Source organism: Caulobacter sp., from assembly GCF_965279145.1.
In the GTDB taxonomy this organism is placed as follows: Bacteria; Pseudomonadota; Alphaproteobacteria; order Caulobacterales; family Caulobacteraceae; genus Caulobacter.
Genome location: NZ_OZ257139.1, coordinates 2,793,777 through 2,813,364, shown reverse-complemented (window position 1 = coordinate 2,813,364; position 19,588 = coordinate 2,793,777). Strand labels below are relative to the sequence as shown.

Here is a 19,588-nt window from a genome sequence, read left to right as displayed (position 1 = left end):
GCGTACTGGCGTCGTCGTCTTGAGCATCTTTGCCACGCCCAATCCCCGCCCGGCGTACCAGTACATCATCGTGCTTCAGACAGGCGGGGCTCAGCTGATATGTCGGTGGCGCTCGTTAGATCCACAGAGTCGGAGTTATCATGCACTTTGGAACGCTGGCGGGTCGATCGTTGACCTTGTGAGATCAGCGGTATGATCGCAGCCTCAGTGTGTCAGGCCGTGCCGCTCCAAGGATGGTTTCCAGCAAGGTCGCGGTCTACCTCAAAGTGCGGGGCGACGAGCAGGACAGAGGCCAAGCGGCGTGTTCGTCGGCCCAGCCAAAATCGGCTACGTCGAAACCCGCGGCATCCGAAAATGGACGCAGGCCTCTCCGATCTGATTGGTTTAGACGCGGTCGCAGCACACGGCTGCCCGTCAACATCGCTCGACAGCAATCGGCAGTCGTCCTGCCCAAATTCGACAATGTAGCCCAGCCGTTCTGGCCGGGCATGAATTATACGGCAAATATTTCCCGGCGACTTTTGCATTTACCAAATAAATTTTAATTCATTGATTCGTATTGAAATTTCCAATTCTATAATTGGCACGCAGCTTGCACCCTCCACGAGGAATTCTTTTCTTCTAGGAGTTGGAAATGCAGGTCTCGAATACCTATAAAAATTTCTTTTTGCATGGCGGCTCGAAACCGATCCAGGCGAAAGTATCAATCGACAACCCCGCCTTCTCGGGCGCCACGGACGACGCCAGCCCGACCGGCGCCAAATCAGCCAAGCAGGAGTTTCTCGACTACGCGAAGCTCACGCCTGCACAAAAAATGCGCGCGGCCATCTTGGGCAAGATGAAGATCACCGAAGAAGAAATAAAGGCCATGACGCCTGAAAAGCGAAAGGCGATTGAGGATAAAATCGAGGAAATGATCAAAAACGAGCTGTTCCACGGCGACAGCGATAAGATAAAGCGGGGCGCAGTGATTGATGTCACTGCTTAAAATGCGATTCCAAGACGCGCCGCGGTCCCGCCGATATGAAGACGGGACTCGCGGCGACGCTTACGCGCTGCGCTCTTGTATCGCGACATTAAGCAGACCCAGCGCCTAGACTAAGCCCCGCCGCCCCGGGCTGCGCCCCCTTTTTGCCAATCGGCGGCAGGCGCTTGATGCATTCGTCGATTGTGGTCCGCTTGATGCGGAGAGTCCGCGCTCGGCTGGGGGACAAGGCCCATTGTCGGAAGAGATCGTGGCGCGCACCCGCACGCTGCCCGCCTAAACGTGCATGACCACAAATGCTCGAGTTTTCGGCCTAGCCACAACGGCCATACCCTTAGCGCTGTCCGCTCGATCTCCCGGCAGGTACCGGCTCGGGGCCCGGCTACAGGTTCAGCCGCGCCTCGCCAAGCCCAGGATGCAACATTGCGCGCGGTCTAGGGTGAGCAGCCTATGACAGCCTTTCAGGCGGCAACAGCAATCACCTGATCTGCCGCTCACCGGGTTCCGGCGCTGCCCCCCTCCATCGCTTCTAACTGGCGATGCGGAGATTCCGGCACGTGTCACTTCATACGCGATGATCGCGTCGGGCGCCGCAGGAGCACCATGGCGAGCGGCCGCCTGCGTGAGAGTCCAGATTATCGCCCGTCAAGTTTCCAAAGCGGCGAGTGATCTCTGGCAATGGCAAGCCCAGAGTCTTTCCACGATGGGCGGTAGAGAGCAGCCCGGGCCTAGCGCCACAGCCAAAACCACCTCCGCCTTGCGCAAGCCACCCGGCCGCGCTCAGGGCCATTGCCGAAGAGGTCTTCGCCGCTGGCTGGTCACGTGCGAAAGCCCTTGTCTTGGCGCGCCTCACGCGCGTCAAGAAGGCCGCACCGTCACCGGCTAACGGTCACCTGCGCGCGTCCATAGCGGGTAAGCGTTCCCGGCACTCGGGCGTCGAGGCAAAAGCCTGCGGCTTGCCAGGTCTCTTAACCTGAGCACCCAAAAGCAGCACCATCGACCTAGTTGGTCGGCGCCAAGCCTGTATTCAGCACCCAGCCAACATTGTCGTTTTCGTCAGTCACCTCCCACCAGAGCTCCTGCTTTTTGCCCGTCGGATAAACGACCGCGCCGGGCGGGATGGTGCGGACCAGTTTGCCGCTGGCCAGGGGCGCCGCGCGCAGCGCGACAGGGCGCTGGGCTGCGAAGGATTTTGCGGGCGCCGTCGCCGCCCCGCCCTCAGCCAAAAGACCAAGGTCTCCAATCATCTTCGCATAGGCGTTAATGAACGACAGGGTGATGATTCGACCAATGTCAGTGTCTTCGTAGCCCCCGCCGACTGCGCCCGCAAAGTCCAAACGACCGCCGGCGCTCCAATTGATGTCGTTCTTGACCGCATAGCCTTCGGAGACCGACATGGTCTCGGTGGTGCGCACATTGGTCAGAGACAGGACGGTATTGGCTTCTAGCTTTTTGGTTTTGAGGCCAGCGACGAGCGCGCCGGCCCGACCGCCGATAAGGCCGCCAAGCGCGCCGGCCACGGCATTGCCGCCCACATTGCTGTTGCTGCCCTGGACCTCGGCCACCAGCACGTAGTCAGCGGCCTTAACCTGGCCCTTACCGACGTTGGAGCCGCGTTGAAGCCCCAGGTTGCCACTAAGTGCGCGTTCCTTCTCGGCAGCGCCTAGACCCGCGCCTCTGTCGACCAGGTTGAAGCATCCGGATCGTTGCACGATGGTGCGCAACACCTTCTGCGGTGAAGCCAAATTGTATTGGGTCCAGCCGCTGGTATCGTCGCCATCCACGATCGAGAGCGTGCCAAGTTTGCGAGCACACCGTGGCACTTCGGCCGAAGCTTGCTGCTGCAAGGCCTGTCCTTTGCTGGCGCTGGTCTGGGCGAAGGTAGAGGCAGGCCAGATCGTGGTGAGCGCCAGGCCAACGGCTAGAGCGTTGCGGTATACCTTCATCACGGCGGCTTCCCCGGTTGCATGGATTGGCGCCCGCGTACCGGGGCCATCCTGCAAGTTAGTGAACCTGCGGGGCGTTCGCGCATGACTTGGCGTACCGGTGCATCGCCCCGCATCACCAATCCCGCATGGCCCTTGCGCGTCGCCTTGACAGCAAGCGCTTGGCGATCGGAGAAGACTTTTCCGATAGCCAAGACGTCTTAAACGGCTGAGTGCGTAAGTCGAACAGACGCAACAACATCGCGATCAAATGAGATCGGACAGTTTCAACTTTGGGGAGGGCCTGAAGCATATCTAGGGCTGGCCAGCGTGAGAACGGATGATCCTCGCCGGCCTGTGCAATATGTCGCCCCACTTCGAGGCGCGATAAGCCCGCGCTTTAGCTCAGAGGTGATTTGCCCTGTGCATCGCTCGCCGCCCGGCCTCTTAGGCTTTGACTACGCCCGCTGGAACCCCAGCCGCGTAGAACCAAGAACAAGCGTCTGGCAGGCCTCACAAACCGGCTAGAGGCCGCGAGGGATGAGCCCCCGCGGCCGGCCTGGGCAGTCGTAACGCTAGGCGCCACAGGCCCGGCTCAGGCCGCGCGTCTATCGACTCGGGGCCATGTCCAAGCTGTGCGGATAACCAGGATCAGAAGAGCAACTTCAATCGCGGCCCCCAGATACATATGAATCCAAGCCTCCCCAACCAAGTTAAATAAAGAATAGGGGATGTAAAGCGTCGCGACCAAGAGATTCACTCCGCGATTGAGGCCAGCCGGCATGCTGACCGAGAGAAATATCATGATCGCTGGCAGCGCCACCGATGCAAAACTGATGATTAGAAATGACTGACTTATTTCAAATGCAAATACTCTACCATTCAGAATTTCATCCAAAGAACCCGGCATATAAAGATGGAAATAATCTACATATATATACAAAAACATGAAACTAGCCCAAATGGAGGCCATTTTGACCTTTGGGCTCATTTTTACGTCTTCTAATCTCGTTGTCTTTTTCGCTTTTGAGCGCACTTAATAATCCTTCCTTGTTCAACATTGGACTGGCTGCGAGTAGGGCCCGATGGCGCTTGCCTGCTCCACACCATTGCGAAACTGGTGACCGGCAAAGTGCGCCCGTCGCTAGAGAAGCAACGCTAGGCCAAGTCGTTAAATGTCGCGATGGGCGCTACACCCCTTGCTTTTGCGACATGATTTAGGGGACCCGACCGTGGTTTTTGGTGGCGCCGACCTCAGAAGGCGCGACCGCTGACCATGCGGCAAAGTGGGATCTCGTTAGAAATGCCGACATAAGATGCCCCGCAAACCGCGCAGATGAACGGCAACAGGGCCAGACCAACGAGCGGGTTCATGATGCCCAGACAGGGCGACTTGGAGATGAACAATCCCCCAGGAGCCAGCAGCGTGTGAATAGACTTCCGTGTCACTGGTACATCCCGCACCGTGTGGAAGGCGTTTAGACCCAAGGCCATGTCGGATCGCCCTCGCATCAGCGTCGGCGACTGCGCCATGGCGATCTGTAAGCCAAGGCCTAGCAGTGGAAATGCTCGAAGCTTCCGCTTGGCGATTGCGATCATTCGGTCCGATAGATCGGTCGCCAGATCGCTGGTGACCGCGCCCGCCAACAGCAGAGCGGCGGCGGCGGCGCAATCCCGCTCAAGAGCCAGGCCTGCCCTCGATGGGCCTCGATTAAATCGCTATGTAGGGTCGCCGAGGGCTTGCCTGTTGCGGTCGTGAACATGAAGTCACCGGTCTCGCTGGCCTTGTTCATGGCGCGTATGCGCTCGAGGTAGTCGGCAACCCAGCCGGCCGCGACTAGGCTGCGGGACTTGTCCTTGCCCCGGACATTAGTCGTTGGCTTTAGGTGGGCTGACTGGCTCGCTTGTTAGCGAAGCAGCGTCTCAGCAGCTAGACGTCTTGCCGCCTTCGGCCGGGGCGTAACGGCCATCGGTTCGGGTAGAACGCACCTCGCCCTCTACGATGACCAGCGTAAGACTGCTTCTGAACCCGACATCGCACATCTGTCCGATACAAACCCGCCCTGAACGCCCCTGTGCGCCGCACGTCATTAGCCGAGACAATAAAGTCCGAGGCCACCGGACTGATCGGGCGCAGCTCAACAAGCTGGGTGCGTTCACAAACCACCACCTCGCGTACGGTTTGAGCTTTGCCGACGAGAGTCGGCCATTGGCCAAATCTCTCTACGATACGAAATTGCTGCGCCTGCCCTAAGCGAGCGCGCTGTCGAATCGCGCATGGGCCGTAAAGACCGGTTTGGAGTGTTGGGCGTAGGCGCCGCATCCATCCTGAGCAAGCTGAGCTTTTGTTCAGCTCCGGTATACGCCTTTGGGCGGGGCTGGTGTGGCCCCGGTCATGTCCTGGTGCATCGGCTTAGCTTTTCAAGCGCTACGGCCTGCCAGACCTTGGCCTTACGCCATTCTGGCGCCGTATGCGCCGTTCATCGACGCACCAAACAGGATCGGAACAACCGCGATGATGCTGGTCACTGTGGCGCTCGGGGCCATGTCGCTAAAAGCCCCCCCTTCCGCCGCGCAGGTCACGCCTGTCGGGGCGCGGCTCGAAGAGGGCCGGAGCTGTTACGTCCTCCAGATCAAAGCAGCAGACGCCCTGCGACCAATCGGTCGCACGCTACAGATCGTCCGCCGCGAGCGCGTCGACGGGCGGCAGGTGATCCGGGTCATCGTTCACCAACAGCTTCAGAACGGCGCATTCGACGTGCGCGATGATTTCTTGCTCGCGACAACCGATCTTCGCCCCTTGCGCTACGAGAGCCGAAGCCACGGAAAAGTCACGGTCGATGTCACCTATCGCGCCGATGGGGTCAGCGGCTATCGCGTCACCAAGGATGGTGATCGCAATGCGCTTTCCGCCGCGCTCGAAGGGCCAGTCTGGGAAGGTAATCTATGGGGCGCTGTATTCGCGGCTTTGCCGCTGTCTCAAGACGCCCAGTTGACCCTGCCCTTCTGGCACTACGAAAAAGGCCTTGGCCGGTTCGCGATCCAGGTGGTCGGGGAGGACACGGTGGCTGTATCAAGTGGCGATGTCGCTGCATGGGTCGTTGAAGCCAGCGACGGCTCGGGCCCGAGCGTGACCTACCGGTTTGCCAAGGACAATGGTCGAGAGCTGGCCTACACGATGGGTGGTTTCACTCAGACGCTAGGCGGGGATTGCGCAGGCCTTCCGGACGCTTGAGATCGATTTGAACCGGCGAAGCGTTCGCCTCGCCAGGCCTCATCACCTGAGTGCGATCATGTGGAGCGTGCAGCCGACCTGCGGCCCCGGCCATCATGCCGGCGCGAACTTCCGCCCGCGTCGGCGATGAACCATCAGCCGCGCCGATGACCTTGGACGTCGCGGGCCCTGTTGGATCTTAGCCTTCACCGGCAAAAGACGCGCCCGATCTTTGGAGTGTCACGATGTCGACGCCGGCCCAAACCAAGCACAAGCGGCGCCCAAGGCCGCTGCTTGGCTATAGTGGTGCAATTCTGATCGCGATGGTGACGTTCGCAGGCCCCGCCAGGATCTTGGCGCAAGAGACCCAACAACACCCACCATGGCGGAGCGCGCTCGGTCTACGCCCCGACCGCTCCCGGCCCGCGTTCGATCGGCCCGTAGGCGGAGCCGCCGCTTTCAGCGCCGGCGCCATCGCCAGGGGGCTAACGGAAGCGCCAGGACGACAGCGGATCAAGCGTCTTCGCACGCTGCGCTGAGGCCCAAGCGGCGGCCGAGCGCGAGATCTATCGCGAGGTCGTCAAGGAGCTCGCCGAGACGTTGGTCCCCGGCTTATCGCCACCTTCGCCAAGCTTTAGCCTCAAGCCTTCACCGTGGAAGAGTTTGGAGCGCTTGTTGCGTTCTAGGAGAGCCCGATCGGCCAGTCGATGATGACAAAGACCGCCCAACTTGCCGGTCCCCGCGCCGAAATTACCGCGGCCTGCGCCCCGAATTCGCCCAAGCCCTTCAGGCCGCGCTTTGTGAATGGCTGGCTTGCTCAGCTCGCTAGTCTGGGCCGGTCGTCTCAGGTAGTCCGCCCGTTAAATGCCGCCTCGCGTCGCTCGCCCAGGCGAGACGCCAGAGACCAATAGATTGACGCGTAGAGTTCAGTCGATAGAATCATCAATAACGTCCAGGAACCCGACCTAGGTCGATTAACCAAAGACAATATCTTTAATGTACCGGTGCACCGCCACCGGGTGCAGTTCTCGCCATTGTATAGCATTTCGCGCCTATGGGTCTTGCTTTGCAAAGACCGAAATGAATCAAAGGCAAGACTATGAAATTTAGACACGTTGCTCTGGCGCTGGGATCGGTGGCCCTTGCACCGACCGCCACCCTCGCCCAGACGGTGGACGATCCTCAGGCCACTGTAGTGGAAACCCTAGTGGTCAACGCCCGCCTGCCCGGCCCGGCCTGGTGGAAGGTTTCCGATGAAGACACAACCGTTTATATCCTGGGCCTGCCGCCGTCTTTGCCCAAGGGCATGGCTTGGGACAGTTCGGTGCTGGACAATCGGCTGAAAGGCGCCTTCGCCTATATCAAGCCCCCAAAGGCTCAAGCTGGCCTTGGCGACATCCCCGCCCTGCTGAAGCTACGTAAATCCTTGCTGGCCGAGCACCCTCTGGAAGACCGATCGCCCCAGTTGGCCGCGCGCCTGTCCAAGGCCTGGGCTGCCACCGACCCGAAGAAGCCCAATGACTGGCGCGACTGGAAACCGCTGGGGGCGGCGCTGTTTCTGGGCAGCAAGGCCAACAAGGTCGCCGGCTTGGAAGACGCTGAACCAGAGCGCACCATCGAAAAGATGGCGCGCAAGAACCGCATCAAGATCCGAGCTTCGGCTGTCTACAAAGCCGTGCCAATCCTTAACGCAGTCGCCCGACAAGCAAACGAAACCGATGGCTTGGCCTGCCTGGAAGAAGTGTTGGATGATTTCGATCGGGGCCCCGAAGTTGATCGGCAAGCCTCGCGCGCCTGGGCCGAAGGCAGGGTGAGCGCGGCGTTATCTGGCCGTCGCGGCCCCGATCGCTGCAGCCTGCTTCTACCCGGGGTCCCGGCCTTTATCCGCAAGGCCGCCTCTGACGACGTGGCCGCGCTGAGCGAGGCGCTGAAAACTCCCGGTCACGCCGTGGCAGTTTACTCGATGCGCGGTCTGGTCGCTCAAAATGGCGTTCTCGATCAGCTTCGCGACCGTGGCTACACCGTGAAGACGCCGGCCGACCAGTAGGTCGAAAAAGTCGGCTCACGCAGCCTGCGCCGCCGGGACGCCGCGCGCTTAAAAGCGCGCGGCGTCCCGAGGCCAGCTTCTTCGGCGGTTGGAAACGGGCCCAGGTCCGGCACGCCGATCTTGCCGACAGTCCGATCACCAAGGTCACCACACGGCCGCGTGCCGTCCGCGCGGCCGGTCGCATCGATAACGTCCCGCCTCTCGAGCACCCTAGACCTGTGTTGCCGACGAAGCCCCGGCTCGACGATGCGAGGGTTCCGGCACGCCCAAACGACAGCGTCCGCCCCAACCTCCCAAACAACAATCCAGTTCGCCCGATTGCTCAACAGAGCGCTGATGGTCGTCCGGAGGCGGCACAAGCGCTTACCGTCGTCGCCAAGTGGGCAACATGAGCCCCGTCGCGGCGACCTCTCAGAGCAAAGGCGCCTAGTCTGGGTAGCGTCAGAAAGCCGGCGCTTGGGCCTCATCTGAGCCGTCCTGGACGCTTGATCGCGCCCTTTCGCGCCGTCCTCGGACTGAAGCTGCAAGCCCCCCCGAAAAGGCGACGCCCACAATCCGAGCTCAACGACGTCCCTGACCAGGCCCTGGAGCTATGGCTTTGCGGCCACGGCCTCGCCGCTCGGTGCGCGCCCCGCGCCGGCGAGCGACGGAACGTAGAGGCCCGTGCCAAGGTCCGCCAGTACGCCACCCACGATGCGACCCGCCGTCCGCCGCGGACCAAAGCGGGCGCACGGATCGGGCTTGCCGATGCGTCGCTTGACACTCTCCTTGGCCGCGAAGGCCTTGCTAACGGCCTTTGCGAACGGATCAGCAAGCTGCAGCGCATCACCCACGGGCGAGAGCGAAGGACCAACGCGGCTTAGACCGCCTACGGACTTGGTCCAAGTGATTTGCGCCGCCAGGCTCCCGCCGGGAGCGGTCAAGATCGTTTCTACTGTGAGCCCGCCCGAGATCGCGCGACCGCGAATACTTACCGGGGCCGGGATAAAGAAGCTGGCGGCGGCGGTCGCCGCCGAGCCCACCTTGCTGGTCGGCTTGATGGCCACAATCCGGGTGCGGATGAGCCCCGCGTCGGGGTCGGGCGTAGCGGCGATCTCAAACCGCTGGCTGATCTTGAAGCAGAGCTGGCGGTCGATCTCCCAGCCGACCATGTCCTGATCGCCCGCAGTGATCGGCGTGTCGGCGCTGATCTCCAGAACGCTAGGCTCGATATAGACGCGCTTGATCGCATCTGCGGCTGCGTCGTCGCGCTCGACCTTGGCGGCGGTCTTTTTGGCTTTGCTCATCGGGTCCACAGGGGCGGCCGACGAAACCGAAGGGTGCGATGCATGAGCCGGCAGAGTTTGGCTCGCCGCGGCGAGCATCGACAAAGCTGCAAGGCTAACGGCTCTCAGGGCGGCCGGCGTGGCGCGACGATAGTGCGCTTGAAAAGAGAAGGGCGAATTCATGGTGCAATCCTCGGGTGAACTTTTCGCCCGAATTCTTTGAACAGGCGCGTACCCGTTCTAATTGATGCACCTAGTCACGAGTTACCTTTTAATAGTACCAGTACATTGATCCATTTTATTTGCTAAAATATTTCACTAATTAACTTTGAAATTCAATACGTGATTACTTAGAAATTGAAAACCAATGCGATCTCAGAATATAAGTTCGCACCATCCCTCCCTATTATTGAAATGCTCTTGCAGAGCGCAGAGCAAATTCAACGCGGTCATCGCGCCAAGGCAGCTCGGACGGCATTGCCATAAGTGCGACCCACGCGAATTTCGGCGCCGTCGATAAGAACCAGGACCAAGGCGGAAAACGGCGCTGGCTTGACACGGGCGATCGCGCCTCGTCGAACGATAGTGCTGCGATGAACTCGCCAGAAGTCGGTTGGATTAAGGCGGCGCTCCAGTGAGGCCAAGCTCTCCTGATAAAGGTACTCCGCGCCTGGAACCAAGATCCGGACATAGTCCCGATCGGCCTGAAAACTGAGGATTGTTTCGAGGGCGATGCGCACATGTTCACCGCGGCACTTGACCCAAAATTCCCGCGCCCGGCCCTCCCCCGGATCCGAAACACGCCGCAGGGACGACAGGGTTTCCTGAAGCTCGACAATGCGCTCGGCCTGGCCCTGCGAGCTGGCCGCGCGCCGCGCGCGCTCCATGGCCAGGGCGAAGCGTCCTGGCTCGATGGGTTTGGTCACGTAGTCGATCGCGTTCGCATCGAACGCCTGCAGGGCATGGTGATCGAAGGCGGTAACGAAAACGATGGCTGGCGAGACCTCGCCAAAGTGTTTCAGCAGCTCAAACCCCGTGCCGCCGGGCATCTGGATATCGAGCAACAGAATGTCGGGCATGCACGCCTGAATTCGCGCGGCGGCCTGGATGATGTCGCCTGCCTCGTTGATTTCACCGACCCATTCCAGCTTGTTGAGCAGTCGGATCAGGCGGCGACGAGCCAGCGGTTCATCATCGACGACGAGGACCGACAGGGCCATCATTCGGTTCTCCACGGCAGATCCAAGGCGGCGCGATAAACCCCCGGCTCGGCGGGCCCCGCGGAAAACTGGCAGTCGCTCTTAAACCGCGCGCGAAGGCGCCCCGCGACGTTCTTCAGCCCAACGCCCATCCCGACGGGTTTGGGTCCGACCATCTCGATAGGCATGCTGTTCTCAACGATCACGCGCAGGCGATCAGCCTCGCGCCTGGCCGAAAGCCAGATATTCACCCGTCCAGCCATGGCGCCCACCCCATGTTTGATGGCGTTTTCGATCAGGGGCTGTAGGATCAAACTTGGCACCAGCGCCCCGCGCACGTCGTCGGGCATGTCGATATGGAAACTCATCCGGTCCGAAAAGCGCTGGTGCTCGATCTCTAGGTACTCCTCCTGCAGGGTCAGCTCCTCGGACAAGCGAACATCGTTGAAGGGGTCCAGGGTCAAGGTGGTGCGCAGAAATGTCGAAAGCGACAGCACCATCTGCTCAGCGCGCGCAGAGGAGCCCTCCTCGATCAGCCCGGCGATGGAGTTCAAAGTATTGAACAGGAAGTGCGGATTAACCTGATAACGCAGCGCCCGCATCTGCGCCGACAGCGCTTCTTCGCGGACGGCCGCCAGACGGCGCTCACGGTCACGAACATCGAAACTGAAGAGCAGAGTCAGAAACACACACGACCAGCCGAAGAACGCCACCCAGCACATGAACAGGTCCTGGACGTTACCGCTGACCGAAAGGTCCAAATTCTCGGACGCGTAAAAGATCCTATAGAATTCCCGACTCGCGAAAAAGTCGGCAAAGGCGACGGCTGTGGCGACAATGAAGCACACGATGATGTTGTAGATCATCTTGCTTTTGCGAAGATTCCAGACAGCGACAGACATGACGAACAGGGACAGGAATCCCGAGAAGACATCGACCAGCGTCGAGTAGCCGGCAAAGCCCTGGGGGCTCTTCTCGGCTAGCCCCGCGCCGGAAAAATAAGCGGTGACCCCAAAGATAAGCGCTGTCAGGAAAAGGTATGTGACACCAAGCTTGAACGCCTCACGGACCAGGGCACTCCGGCTTTGCAATCCAACATCCATGGCAATCGCCTCTTCTTCGCGAGGCTCGTAGAAATGATCTTCGGATTGTTTTGTCATCATTCAGCGCAGAACCAGTACACCTTGGAAATTGATCGCCTGTTGGGATAGCGGCAGGATTCTAGGACGAACACTAGGCAGTGTAGCCTTATGATGCGGGCGAGTGGATACACCACGTTCGGCGCGGTCCTCGTCGCCGCTTTTCTCGTTCTCAAGCCAAATCGGTGGGGATGCCCCCCATCGACTTTACCGACCCAGCCTCGGTCGTTTCGCAACTTAGGCCCGGCGATCACAGTTTCGCTTTGAGTGATTGTTTGCGTGGGACGATCCGTGCCTCGAACCTGCCTCACGCTGATGAACATAACGGCAATGCGACCACTACTGTGCTGTCCTGCCGCAGTCGCTTCAGCGCCGTCACGCTGCTTCTCGCTTATCTCGCAGCTGCGGACCTAGTCCTTAAAGCCTGGCCTTCACGTAAGGCTCACAGCGCGTGATGCTTGTCGCCGCCATCAACGGGGGTCGGCGCGTAACGCCTCACACCCGGGTCTTTGCCTCAATATCTGAGGCTATGTTGATCATATCGCCTTTGGGTGGCGATCCGTGGGTTGCGACTTACGCCCATGGCCTCGCCACGCGCGTGCCGTTGGTGCCTGTTGAGCTTGGAGGCGGACGATCGTCAAGACAACCTTCTTTCTGATCGATCCGGCCTATCAGCCTCTTCTTATAGATGAGGCTCAACCTCTGAGAATCTGACGCGCTGTCTCCGCTGCTGCATAGGACTGATGACCCTGGCCTGACTTGGATAATCGCCGACCGAAACGAGCTCGACACCCGATAGCCGCCGTCGCAAGTCCAGCGTCTCGTCAAGGTCGGGCGACGACCACTACTCCAAGCCGCATGTGTCCCGCGCGACCTCACCCAAGGGCGCATACGCGGGACGCTGGACAGCTGTCGTCATGGCCAAGGCTGAACGAGGCTATTCCAGGCGACGTGTAACCAAAAGCGGCACGCCTCCCGCCCTGCCGCCCGTCGGCGCTCAGCAGCCATTCGTCGAAAACCATGACGCCGCCCAGCCGCCCATAGCGGTATGACGAGCGCCACATTGAGCACAGCCGAGGCGAAAGCCACTGTAGGTCCGCCAGACAACATCGCACTCGCAGGACAACCTCTGCCATGACGGTCCAACAAAGCCTCAACACGGCTACTGCTCAAACGCCGCTATTTTCTTTTCCGGATCATGGGTTTCAACCCCAAGACACAGACGCCGCTGTCGTCTTCTTCGCGGTTTGCAGCGAACGCGCGCAAGACACTTTGAATGCAATCCGGTCGGCGCTTTCCCCGGGAAGCCTGCTATACACTCGGCGCGGCGGGGCCTGGCGTCCCCTGGAGTTCTTGACCGATGGCCGCGGCATGCTAAGCGCCCGACAGACGGCTATTCTCGAACACTTGGCAAGCAACAGGTCCAACAAGGAAATTGGCCGGGCGATGGGTATATCGCACTTTACCGTCCGAAATCATATCTCGCAGCTGATGCGGCTGTTCAATGTCGCCACCCGAAGCGCGCTCGCCGCCGTCTGGGCCACGAGGTCGCGCGTCGACGCTCGCTGAAGCCCTTGATGACGGGGAGCGGTGGCGTTTGCAGCGCCTTGCCAATAGCCTCTTGCGCCCCTTACGGGCCTCCTGACAAGTTCGCCCGCGCTGAGTGCGAATTCGCGGTTTTCACGGCTCCCGGCCCAACAGAACCCAAGGTCAGACGCATGGCGAAATGGCCGCGCCATGTTCCAGTTGAGGGAACGCAAACCGGGGGCGCGGCCGAGACGCAAGGGCACCAGACGATATCGAGATGGGAGTCGTAATCGCCTTATGCGGCACTCCCGTTGGTCCCATAACCAAGCTAGTCCGCTTGGCCGCCAATGTAACGATAGGCGCGCGCACCGGTACATCTGACCGCGGCGCTGTCAGGCAAATTGTTGACAGCGTCAGCGACCGGTACCCGAAGACCTAAAATCGGTGTGGAAGGCTTTCTCCAACCGCAAACACTAAGTCCGAAGGCTCCGCGCCCGCCCGCCGCCCGACCCCAAACACAGTGCCGGGTGACATTTCTAACTGGCAGAACCCGCGACATCTCGTAAGCGGAGCCCCGACCACACCTAGCGCCGGCGCCTAGTTCCTCGGATGGTGCGCGCCCTGATCTGTGGGCGAGCTGAGTTCCGTGACGAATCGACGAGTTCATGCCGTGGAACACGCTTCCCGCTCAGCTCAACGCCTGAACTCTCAGCGCCGTGGCCTTGGAACAGCGCTTACGGATTTGCAGCACCTTCATCGGCCAGGACGGCTCCGGGAAAACAATCACGCCGACAACTCCCATCTTCCGATCCGGCAACGAGAGCGAAGGATGCAGGGCTTCAAAAGCCATCCATCCGCCCAGCGCTTCCTGTCCACTCACGCCGTCATCTACAACACCTTCTCCGTCCAGCGACATCTGATCAGCCGATCCAACCTTCGCCGCTTCCGCGCCAAGGCTCATGCCGCCTGCGCGAAGGCCGCGGCCCGAAATGGCCAAGTATAGGCTCACTTCAACTTGCGGCGGTTAACCTGACAGCGCCTGACAGCCCCGCTCGCCTGCGCTGGCAGGGCTCATCGGTCCCGTCCAGACCGTTCAACGTCAGTCGGCCTGATCGTGACGCCCCAGGATAGGCGCCCATCCCTTTCCTCGGCGCTGACGCAAAGCACGAGCGTCATGGAATGTGCACGACCACGTTCAAGCGTGGCTTGAATCTCGGCACCATGGCTGTGGTGGTGCCATGATAGCCAGAGTACGATGGGTACGGTGATCTCGGCCACGTCGAGGTCGCCCATGGACCTGTTGGCCGCGTAGACCCTTGTCCGTAGCGCCGATTGCGCCCCCTTGGATGACCGCGCCGAAGTCGGCAAGTGCAGTTCCCACTCAACGGAGCGAAGACATTCCTCGATACGGCTATGGGGAATCTCATCCTGAACCAGGGTGAAGCGATCAACGATGAAGTCGACACGCACCCGGCTGTCTTCCGGCGGGCGGGTGGTCATGGATTGACCCCCGATACGCCTGGCGTCACGCAGATTGTCGAACACTTTTGAACGTCGCACGCTGTGAACCTCGCTCCGCTAGGCAGCGCGAGACTAACCCGGAGGGAGAGTCATAGAGGTCAGTACGAAATGTACCGGTGCTTCACTTCCGGGCCATTGCTCCACGTACCACTGAGCTGTGCTGGTCGCGTTCGCATACCGGCCTGCCCGGCCACGCTTTGGCAGATGACCGGGTCGGCCGCCGCGCAGGCGAATCTCGCACGGACCCCATCAGGTCTCCGTGGTCCATGGAAGGCAGAAGCGGGGCACCTCCAGCGGCTACCGATGACGAGCTCGACCTCGACCCATGAACGTCTAACGGTTTGGACAAAGGGGGACCGGCCTTTGCGGTTGAGGTGACCCGATGTTTGGACCTCGCCGCAGCACCTTCGTGTCTAAGCCCCAAAAACCATGGCCGGTTTCCAAATCGGCGAGATCTCCATCGCGAGGGCGGCCAAAATCTACGACTTCCGCGATGGTCCAGAGAAGGCGTGCCGTATCGATACCAAAGACTGACGGACCAAAAGAAAACGCATCGCCCGACGTGAGCTAGGAGACGATCCGGTGTTGAACCGAGAAGTTCGGACCGTTGATCGCCAGGCGCCTGAAGACGCTACGCCCCTCCCCGGCCGTGCACGCCGGCCGGGGAGGGGCGTGGAGGCGATCAGCAGAAGCGAGCGGCTCATTGGGCCAGGACCTGCTGAATCTGGCGCTCGATGGCGTCGTAATCGCCCTCGCCCTCGTGGACGAAGACAATTCGGCCAGCGCGATCGACGAGGAACAGGGTCGGCCAGGCACGAACATCATAGGCGTCCCAAACCTTGTGGGCGGGATCCAGAGCGATTGGATAGCCGACTTTCAGACGACGCGCGGCGCCGGCCACGTTCCTTTCGGATCGCTCGAACGGGAACTCCGGAGAGTGAACCCCGATGACCGTAAGGCCCTGGGGGCCATAGGTCTCATGCCATCGCCGCAAGTGGGGCAAGGTGCGCACGCAGTTGACGCAGGCATAGGTCCAAAAATCGATCAACATCGGCTTGCCGCGCAAGGCTTGCAGCGATAGGGGCGCAGAGTTGATCCAGCCTTCGGCCGCATCAAGGCTTGGCGCGGGGCGACCGATCTGCTGGCTGGCGCTCGCCTCGCCAGCGAAGCTCAAATCGGCCTGCATGTCCTTGGCCCAGAGGGCAAGGCCGCCCGTGAGAACCACAGCCCCCAGGGCCAGGCTGATCAGGGCCTTACGTTGAAAGCTCATCGGCTTCTGTCCGTGGTTATTGGGAAAAGGCGCCGGCGACGAAAGCCGCGATCAGTGTATCGACTTGGAAGAAGATTGCCGCTGCCGAGGCGATGACGAGCACGCCGAAGATCTGGCGCAAGCGATCGGCATAGCGCGTGGCGATCTTGACCTTGGCGCTCGCCGCTTGGCCGCCGTAAGCGATCGTCAACATCGGTACGCCCGCACCAACCCCATAGAGCAACAAGAGCAGCGCGCCGTGACCAAGATTACCCGACCCGGCGATCAGGGCCAGGATCGAGGCCAGGATCGGTCCGGCGCAGGGCGTCCAAACCAGTCCGAGCGAGATGCCGACGACGAAGCCCCCAGTGACTTCCCCCAAACCGGGCCGATCGGGGATGTTGCCGGCCCGAGCGATCCGTTCGGTCAGAGCGTTCAGCGGCTTCATCAGCGGCGGCCAGACCATGCCCAAACCGAAGAAGGCCAAGCCCAGACAGGCGATGGTCCGCAATGCCCCCTGGGAAAAACCGAACGCGCTGGTCAATGCCGAGAACGCCAGGGCCGCCAACGCGAAGGACACGATGAACCCGCCCACGATCGCCAAGGGCCGATAGACGCTCTGCGTCGCCACCGATGCGCCCATCAGAATGGGCAACACCGGCAGGATGCAGGGCGAGACGGCTGTGGCCAGGCCTGCGAGGAGGGCGAGCACGAGATCGATCATGAGCGTGACTCGATCCGACTAGTTGGCCGGGCTGGCGCGGGTCCAGATCTGCGTCTTGCCCATCGCCGGAACGCCGACATAGGGGCGCACTTCGAGCGTCTCGCCGCGCGACTTGACGATGCAATCGTAGGTCTTGCCGTTCTCTCGATTGAAGATTTTTCCCTTCCATTCGTGGCTGTCCGATCGCTGGAGTTCGCTGAGGATCCTCAAGCCGACCTTGGCGGGCGAGCCCTTCACCTCGGCGCTGGGGTCGGCCATCGACCTGTTGGCCAGCACCTTGACGACGTCTCCGCACAGGACCTTGGCGCAGGGTGCAATCTTGACCTCGACATTGCCGCTGGCCGTTACCCAAACCCCTTCGGGAGAGGCCGCCTGCGCCTCGGCCGCGGTGATCAACGTCAAGCTCGCCACACTCGCGATAGTAGCCATTCGAAACAGCATGTTGGTGCCTCCGGATAATGTAAGCGCCGATAACATCGTCGCCGAGCCGAGCTGTCAAACGGAAAGTTATCAGTGCTTACATCTTAGCTGGTCGCGCCGCGCTAACCACGGGTAGGCGTGCTTGCCTCGGCGATTTGAGTCGTGCTTACGTTGGGGATGTCGGAAGAAAGCCGAGCACGGCCCTATCATCACGGCGACCTGCGTCAGGCGCTGATCGACGCCGCCCTGGCGATCGTAGAGGAGCGCGGCACTGACCAGGTCAGTGTGCGCGAAGTCGGCGCACGGGCAGGGGTTTCGTCGGCCGCGCCGTTTCGGCATTTCGTCAACAAGACTGCCCTGATGACGGCCATTGCCGAAGAGTCAATGCGACGATTTCGAAGCGAGGTCGCCAACGCCTTAGACGCATGCGAAAGCCAGGAGCCCCTCGATAGACTCCGGGCAATGGGGATAGCCTACCTGCGCTGGGCCGTTCGCAACCCCACACACTTCGAGGTGATCTCAACGCGCCGCAACATTGATTTCGACGGCTCAGAGACGCTCGTCGCCCTCAATGATGAGATCCGCTCGCTGATGACCGGCTTCATCGAGCAGGCGCGCGCGCAGGGTCGACTGCGCAGCGCCGACGCCGAGATGATCGGCGTCCAAGCGCGGGCGCTGGTCTATGGCCTGGCGCGCATGTGGATCGATGGTCAGTTCGTCCAGTGGGGCGGCGAAGATCGCGCCGACACGCTAATGCAAAGAGCGTTGGACGAGTATCTGCGGCTGCTGGACCCCCGATCTGCCGGCTGACCGTCTAGCGACGGCGAAGCCCGCGTTGTTCCTTCGCGGGCGCGTGGGTGTTGTCAGCTTAACTTCGCCCTGCCCCGACGCTCAGGGCGGGGTACTGTTTGTTGAGGCAGCCAGTGGCCTGCCAGATTGGGTGGTCGAACCGATGATGTGTATCGGCTGCCGGGTCTCGGCGGTGCTGTCGTGCCTGGTGGTCGCGACCGCATGCCAGAGCTTACTGGAACCTTTCCCGGCTGTGCTCTCGCTGGTGATCTACATCGTCATCTTCACGCTCATGGTCGAGGCCATCAAACCTTGGACCGTCCGCTAGCCAAGTGAGCTTCAGGTCGCGCTGACCGACACCTAGTCATTCGACAGGCCTGTCGACTTAGCCGCGAATGCCGCGCCGCTGACCGAGGGCGGGCCCCAAGCCGCACATCGAATAGGCTCCGTACTCAATCGACTTGCGGTGAGCTGGGTGGCTGATTCAAGGCTTTTGCTTTCAACGGAAGCGAGGGATGGGGCGGCAGTCCGCGCACTCCAGCGCGGCGAGGTCGACGGCGGCCCCACTCTCAGCTTGCGTCACTCAGGTAGGAGGGTGGGGGTACCGGTACGTTTTGCGGATGGCGCGATCGACGATGTTAATGGAAAAAATGATACTTTATGTTCTCGCGCGGAGCACCCGATGCCGTCCGTTTCACTCGCTGGGTCAAGGCTGCCACAGATGATTCCGGAGCGTCTGGTCCTTCGCTCGCGGTGGGTGTCCGTGCTGATACTTGTTGCGCTGCTCGGTATCATGTTGTTGCCGCAAGCGGCGTCGGCGGAGCATATATGCGGCGGGCGGTCCGATGAATATGTAGTGTCGGAAGTCTATGTCGCCGGTGGTGGCGTTGTTGAATCCTGGTGCGAATGGTCCTCAAAGGGCGCCGGGAACAGTGGGGCGGCGATGCGTTATTATTCGGCCGAGGAATGGAAGGCCTTTGCCGACCATGGGGCCCAGGTGGAGGCCGCTAATTCCGAGGAGCGGCGGCTGGCGGCGCAACGCTATCGTCAGCTTCAGCAGGGGGTCTGGTTTCTGCCCGGCGAGCAGCCTTTTGCCGGATGGTCGTCGCCCCAGCCGGCCAGCGCCAGTCGTGCGACGGCGGCGCGCAAGGATTGCACCGTGAGCTATTGGACGCTCAGCGGCGCCGTTATCATGTCCGCAAATGGCGGCGGGGATGATAAGGCCTTCATCCGGTATATGGGCTACAGCATCCCGCTCCCAAGCGGATCGCAAACGCGGAAATTCTCGCTCACGCAGTCCGGCGAAACACAGACGGTTACGGCCGTGATCTCGCGCGCCGGTCTCGACAAGCGCAAGATGGGGATGGTTAGCTTCGTCGTGCCGACAGCGGATCTGCTGGTGCGTTCGATCGAGGATAGTCAGGATTACTACCTGTCCGAAAACGGTAAGACGATCTTTTCGGGCCGCTGGCATGAAGGATTGAAGGCACGCGATGCACTCGCGCAGTGTCTGGCGCAGCGCGGCTGAGGGTGCTGTCAGAGCAAATTGCGGACGGTGCCCCTAGCCGGTAGCCTGCTGGGATG

17 protein-coding genes and 1 pseudogene are annotated in these 19,588 nt (G+C 61.0%); 8 read left to right on the top strand and 10 right to left on the bottom strand.

What is annotated here, in order from left to right; genetic code table 11:
• Positions 1-634: 634 nt before the first annotated feature.
• The gene (locus tag ACQY9P_RS13110; RefSeq protein WP_421738835.1) at positions 635-988 is read left to right on the top strand and encodes a hypothetical protein; all 354 of its coding nucleotides are present in this window, start codon (positions 635-637) and stop codon (positions 986-988) included.
• 998 nt (positions 989-1,986) lie between these two features.
• On the opposite strand, the gene ACQY9P_RS13105 is transcribed toward ACQY9P_RS13110, so the two are convergent.
• The 3 genes from ACQY9P_RS13105 to ACQY9P_RS13095 all read right to left on the bottom strand — a co-directional run bounded on the left by ACQY9P_RS13105 (position 1,987) and on the right by ACQY9P_RS13095 (position 4,557).
• Positions 1,987-2,931, bottom strand: a complete 945-nt coding sequence (locus ACQY9P_RS13105; protein WP_421738836.1) for an SH3 domain-containing protein — start codon at positions 2,929-2,931, stop codon at positions 1,987-1,989.
• Between the two features lie 574 nt (positions 2,932-3,505).
• Positions 3,506-3,901, bottom strand: a complete 396-nt coding sequence (locus tag ACQY9P_RS13100) for a DUF6326 family protein (protein ID WP_421738837.1) — start codon at positions 3,899-3,901, stop codon at positions 3,506-3,508.
• A gap of 263 nt (positions 3,902-4,164) precedes the next feature.
• A complete protein-coding gene (locus ACQY9P_RS13095; RefSeq protein WP_421738838.1) occupies positions 4,165-4,557 on the bottom strand; it encodes a class I SAM-dependent methyltransferase in 393 nt (130 codons plus the stop codon).
• Positions 4,558-5,305: 748 nt separating this feature from the next.
• Between ACQY9P_RS13095 and ACQY9P_RS13090 the strand changes: the two genes are divergently transcribed.
• Both ACQY9P_RS13090 and ACQY9P_RS13085 read left to right on the top strand, forming a co-directional pair.
• Entirely contained in the window at positions 5,306-6,145 is an 840-nt protein-coding gene (locus tag ACQY9P_RS13090; protein ID WP_428150199.1) for a hypothetical protein, read from the top strand.
• Positions 6,146-7,223: 1,078 nt separating this feature from the next.
• Complete coding sequence (locus ACQY9P_RS13085) at positions 7,224-8,171, top strand: TraB/GumN family protein (protein WP_421738840.1); 948 nt, start codon at positions 7,224-7,226, stop codon at positions 8,169-8,171.
• Positions 8,172-8,761: 590 nt separating this feature from the next.
• Here the strand turns inward: ACQY9P_RS13085 and ACQY9P_RS13080 are convergent.
• From ACQY9P_RS13080 to ACQY9P_RS13070, 3 genes are all read right to left on the bottom strand, one after another.
• Positions 8,762-9,619: a DUF3313 family protein gene (locus ACQY9P_RS13080; RefSeq protein WP_421738841.1), complete on the bottom strand. Its 858-nt coding sequence runs from the start codon at positions 9,617-9,619 to the stop codon at positions 8,762-8,764.
• 266 nt (positions 9,620-9,885) lie between these two features.
• The gene (locus ACQY9P_RS13075; RefSeq protein ID WP_421738842.1) at positions 9,886-10,659 is read right to left on the bottom strand and encodes a LytR/AlgR family response regulator transcription factor; all 774 of its coding nucleotides are present in this window, start codon (positions 10,657-10,659) and stop codon (positions 9,886-9,888) included.
• On the bottom strand, positions 10,656-11,798 hold the full coding sequence (locus ACQY9P_RS13070) for a sensor histidine kinase (RefSeq protein ID WP_428150194.1): 1,143 nt from the start codon (positions 11,796-11,798) through the stop codon (positions 10,656-10,658). The genes ACQY9P_RS13075 and ACQY9P_RS13070 overlap by 4 nt, the downstream gene beginning before the upstream one ends.
• Before the next feature lie 1,110 nt (positions 11,799-12,908).
• On the opposite strand from ACQY9P_RS13070, the gene ACQY9P_RS13065 reads away from it, so the two are divergent.
• Positions 12,909-13,343 carry a response regulator transcription factor gene (locus ACQY9P_RS13065; protein WP_428150192.1) on the top strand — a complete coding sequence of 145 codons (435 nt, stop codon included), beginning with the start codon at positions 12,909-12,911 and terminating at the stop codon, positions 13,341-13,343.
• A gap of 706 nt (positions 13,344-14,049) precedes the next feature.
• Positions 14,050-14,304 (top strand): annotated as a pseudogene (locus ACQY9P_RS13060) (DDE-type integrase/transposase/recombinase); the annotation flags it as partial.
• A 68-nt stretch (positions 14,305-14,372) separates the two neighbouring features.
• On the opposite strand, the gene ACQY9P_RS13055 reads toward ACQY9P_RS13060, so the two are convergent.
• The 4 genes from ACQY9P_RS13055 to ACQY9P_RS13040 form a co-directional block, all read right to left on the bottom strand.
• Positions 14,373-14,801 carry a hypothetical protein gene (locus tag ACQY9P_RS13055; RefSeq protein ID WP_421738844.1) on the bottom strand — a complete coding sequence of 143 codons (429 nt, stop codon included), beginning with the start codon at positions 14,799-14,801 and terminating at the stop codon, positions 14,373-14,375.
• A 721-nt stretch (positions 14,802-15,522) separates the two neighbouring features.
• Positions 15,523-16,092, bottom strand: a complete 570-nt coding sequence (locus ACQY9P_RS13050; protein ID WP_421738845.1) for a redoxin domain-containing protein — start codon at positions 16,090-16,092, stop codon at positions 15,523-15,525.
• A 16-nt stretch (positions 16,093-16,108) separates the two neighbouring features.
• Positions 16,109-16,795: a cytochrome c biogenesis CcdA family protein gene (locus ACQY9P_RS13045; protein WP_421738846.1), complete on the bottom strand. Its 687-nt coding sequence runs from the start codon at positions 16,793-16,795 to the stop codon at positions 16,109-16,111.
• Between the two features lie 18 nt (positions 16,796-16,813).
• Positions 16,814-17,236, bottom strand: a complete 423-nt coding sequence (locus tag ACQY9P_RS13040; protein WP_421738847.1) for a DUF2147 domain-containing protein — start codon at positions 17,234-17,236, stop codon at positions 16,814-16,816.
• A 156-nt stretch (positions 17,237-17,392) separates the two neighbouring features.
• Between ACQY9P_RS13040 and ACQY9P_RS13035 the strand changes: the two genes are divergently transcribed.
• From ACQY9P_RS13035 to ACQY9P_RS13025, 3 genes are all read left to right on the top strand, one after another.
• On the top strand, positions 17,393-18,025 hold the full coding sequence (locus tag ACQY9P_RS13035) for a TetR/AcrR family transcriptional regulator (protein ID WP_421738848.1): 633 nt from the start codon (positions 17,393-17,395) through the stop codon (positions 18,023-18,025).
• 25 nt (positions 18,026-18,050) lie between these two features.
• Complete coding sequence (locus ACQY9P_RS13030) at positions 18,051-18,332, top strand: hypothetical protein (protein WP_421738849.1); 282 nt, start codon at positions 18,051-18,053, stop codon at positions 18,330-18,332.
• A 393-nt stretch (positions 18,333-18,725) separates the two neighbouring features.
• The gene (locus tag ACQY9P_RS13025; protein ID WP_421738850.1) at positions 18,726-19,532 is read left to right on the top strand and encodes a hypothetical protein; all 807 of its coding nucleotides are present in this window, start codon (positions 18,726-18,728) and stop codon (positions 19,530-19,532) included.
• The last annotated feature ends 56 nt before the right edge of the window (positions 19,533-19,588 follow it).

Excerpts from the sequence above, each read along its gene's own strand:
- ACQY9P_RS13110 (WP_421738835.1), top strand. The coding sequence starts at position 635 with ATGCAGGTCTCGAATACCTATAAAAATTTCTTTTTGCATGGCGGCTCG.
- ACQY9P_RS13105 (WP_421738836.1), bottom strand. The coding sequence starts at position 2,931 with ATGAAGGTATACCGCAACGCTCTAGCCGTTGGCCTGGCGCTCACCACG.
- ACQY9P_RS13100 (WP_421738837.1), bottom strand. The coding sequence starts at position 3,901 with ATGAGCCCAAAGGTCAAAATGGCCTCCATTTGGGCTAGTTTCATGTTT.
- ACQY9P_RS13090 (WP_428150199.1), top strand. The coding sequence starts at position 5,306 with ATGTCCTGGTGCATCGGCTTAGCTTTTCAAGCGCTACGGCCTGCCAGA.
- ACQY9P_RS13085 (WP_421738840.1), top strand. The coding sequence starts at position 7,224 with ATGAAATTTAGACACGTTGCTCTGGCGCTGGGATCGGTGGCCCTTGCA.
- ACQY9P_RS13080 (WP_421738841.1), bottom strand. The coding sequence starts at position 9,619 with ATGAATTCGCCCTTCTCTTTTCAAGCGCACTATCGTCGCGCCACGCCG.
- ACQY9P_RS13075 (WP_421738842.1), bottom strand. The coding sequence starts at position 10,659 with ATGATGGCCCTGTCGGTCCTCGTCGTCGATGATGAACCGCTGGCTCGT.
- ACQY9P_RS13070 (WP_428150194.1), bottom strand. The coding sequence starts at position 11,798 with ATGATGACAAAACAATCCGAAGATCATTTCTACGAGCCTCGCGAAGAA.
- ACQY9P_RS13065 (WP_428150192.1), top strand. The coding sequence starts at position 12,909 with ATGACGGTCCAACAAAGCCTCAACACGGCTACTGCTCAAACGCCGCTA.
- ACQY9P_RS13055 (WP_421738844.1), bottom strand. The coding sequence starts at position 14,801 with ATGACCACCCGCCCGCCGGAAGACAGCCGGGTGCGTGTCGACTTCATC.
- ACQY9P_RS13050 (WP_421738845.1), bottom strand. The coding sequence starts at position 16,092 with ATGAGCTTTCAACGTAAGGCCCTGATCAGCCTGGCCCTGGGGGCTGTG.
- ACQY9P_RS13045 (WP_421738846.1), bottom strand. The coding sequence starts at position 16,795 with ATGATCGATCTCGTGCTCGCCCTCCTCGCAGGCCTGGCCACAGCCGTC.
- ACQY9P_RS13040 (WP_421738847.1), bottom strand. The coding sequence starts at position 17,236 with ATGCTGTTTCGAATGGCTACTATCGCGAGTGTGGCGAGCTTGACGTTG.
- ACQY9P_RS13035 (WP_421738848.1), top strand. The coding sequence starts at position 17,393 with ATGTCGGAAGAAAGCCGAGCACGGCCCTATCATCACGGCGACCTGCGT.
- ACQY9P_RS13025 (WP_421738850.1), top strand. The coding sequence starts at position 18,726 with ATGATTCCGGAGCGTCTGGTCCTTCGCTCGCGGTGGGTGTCCGTGCTG.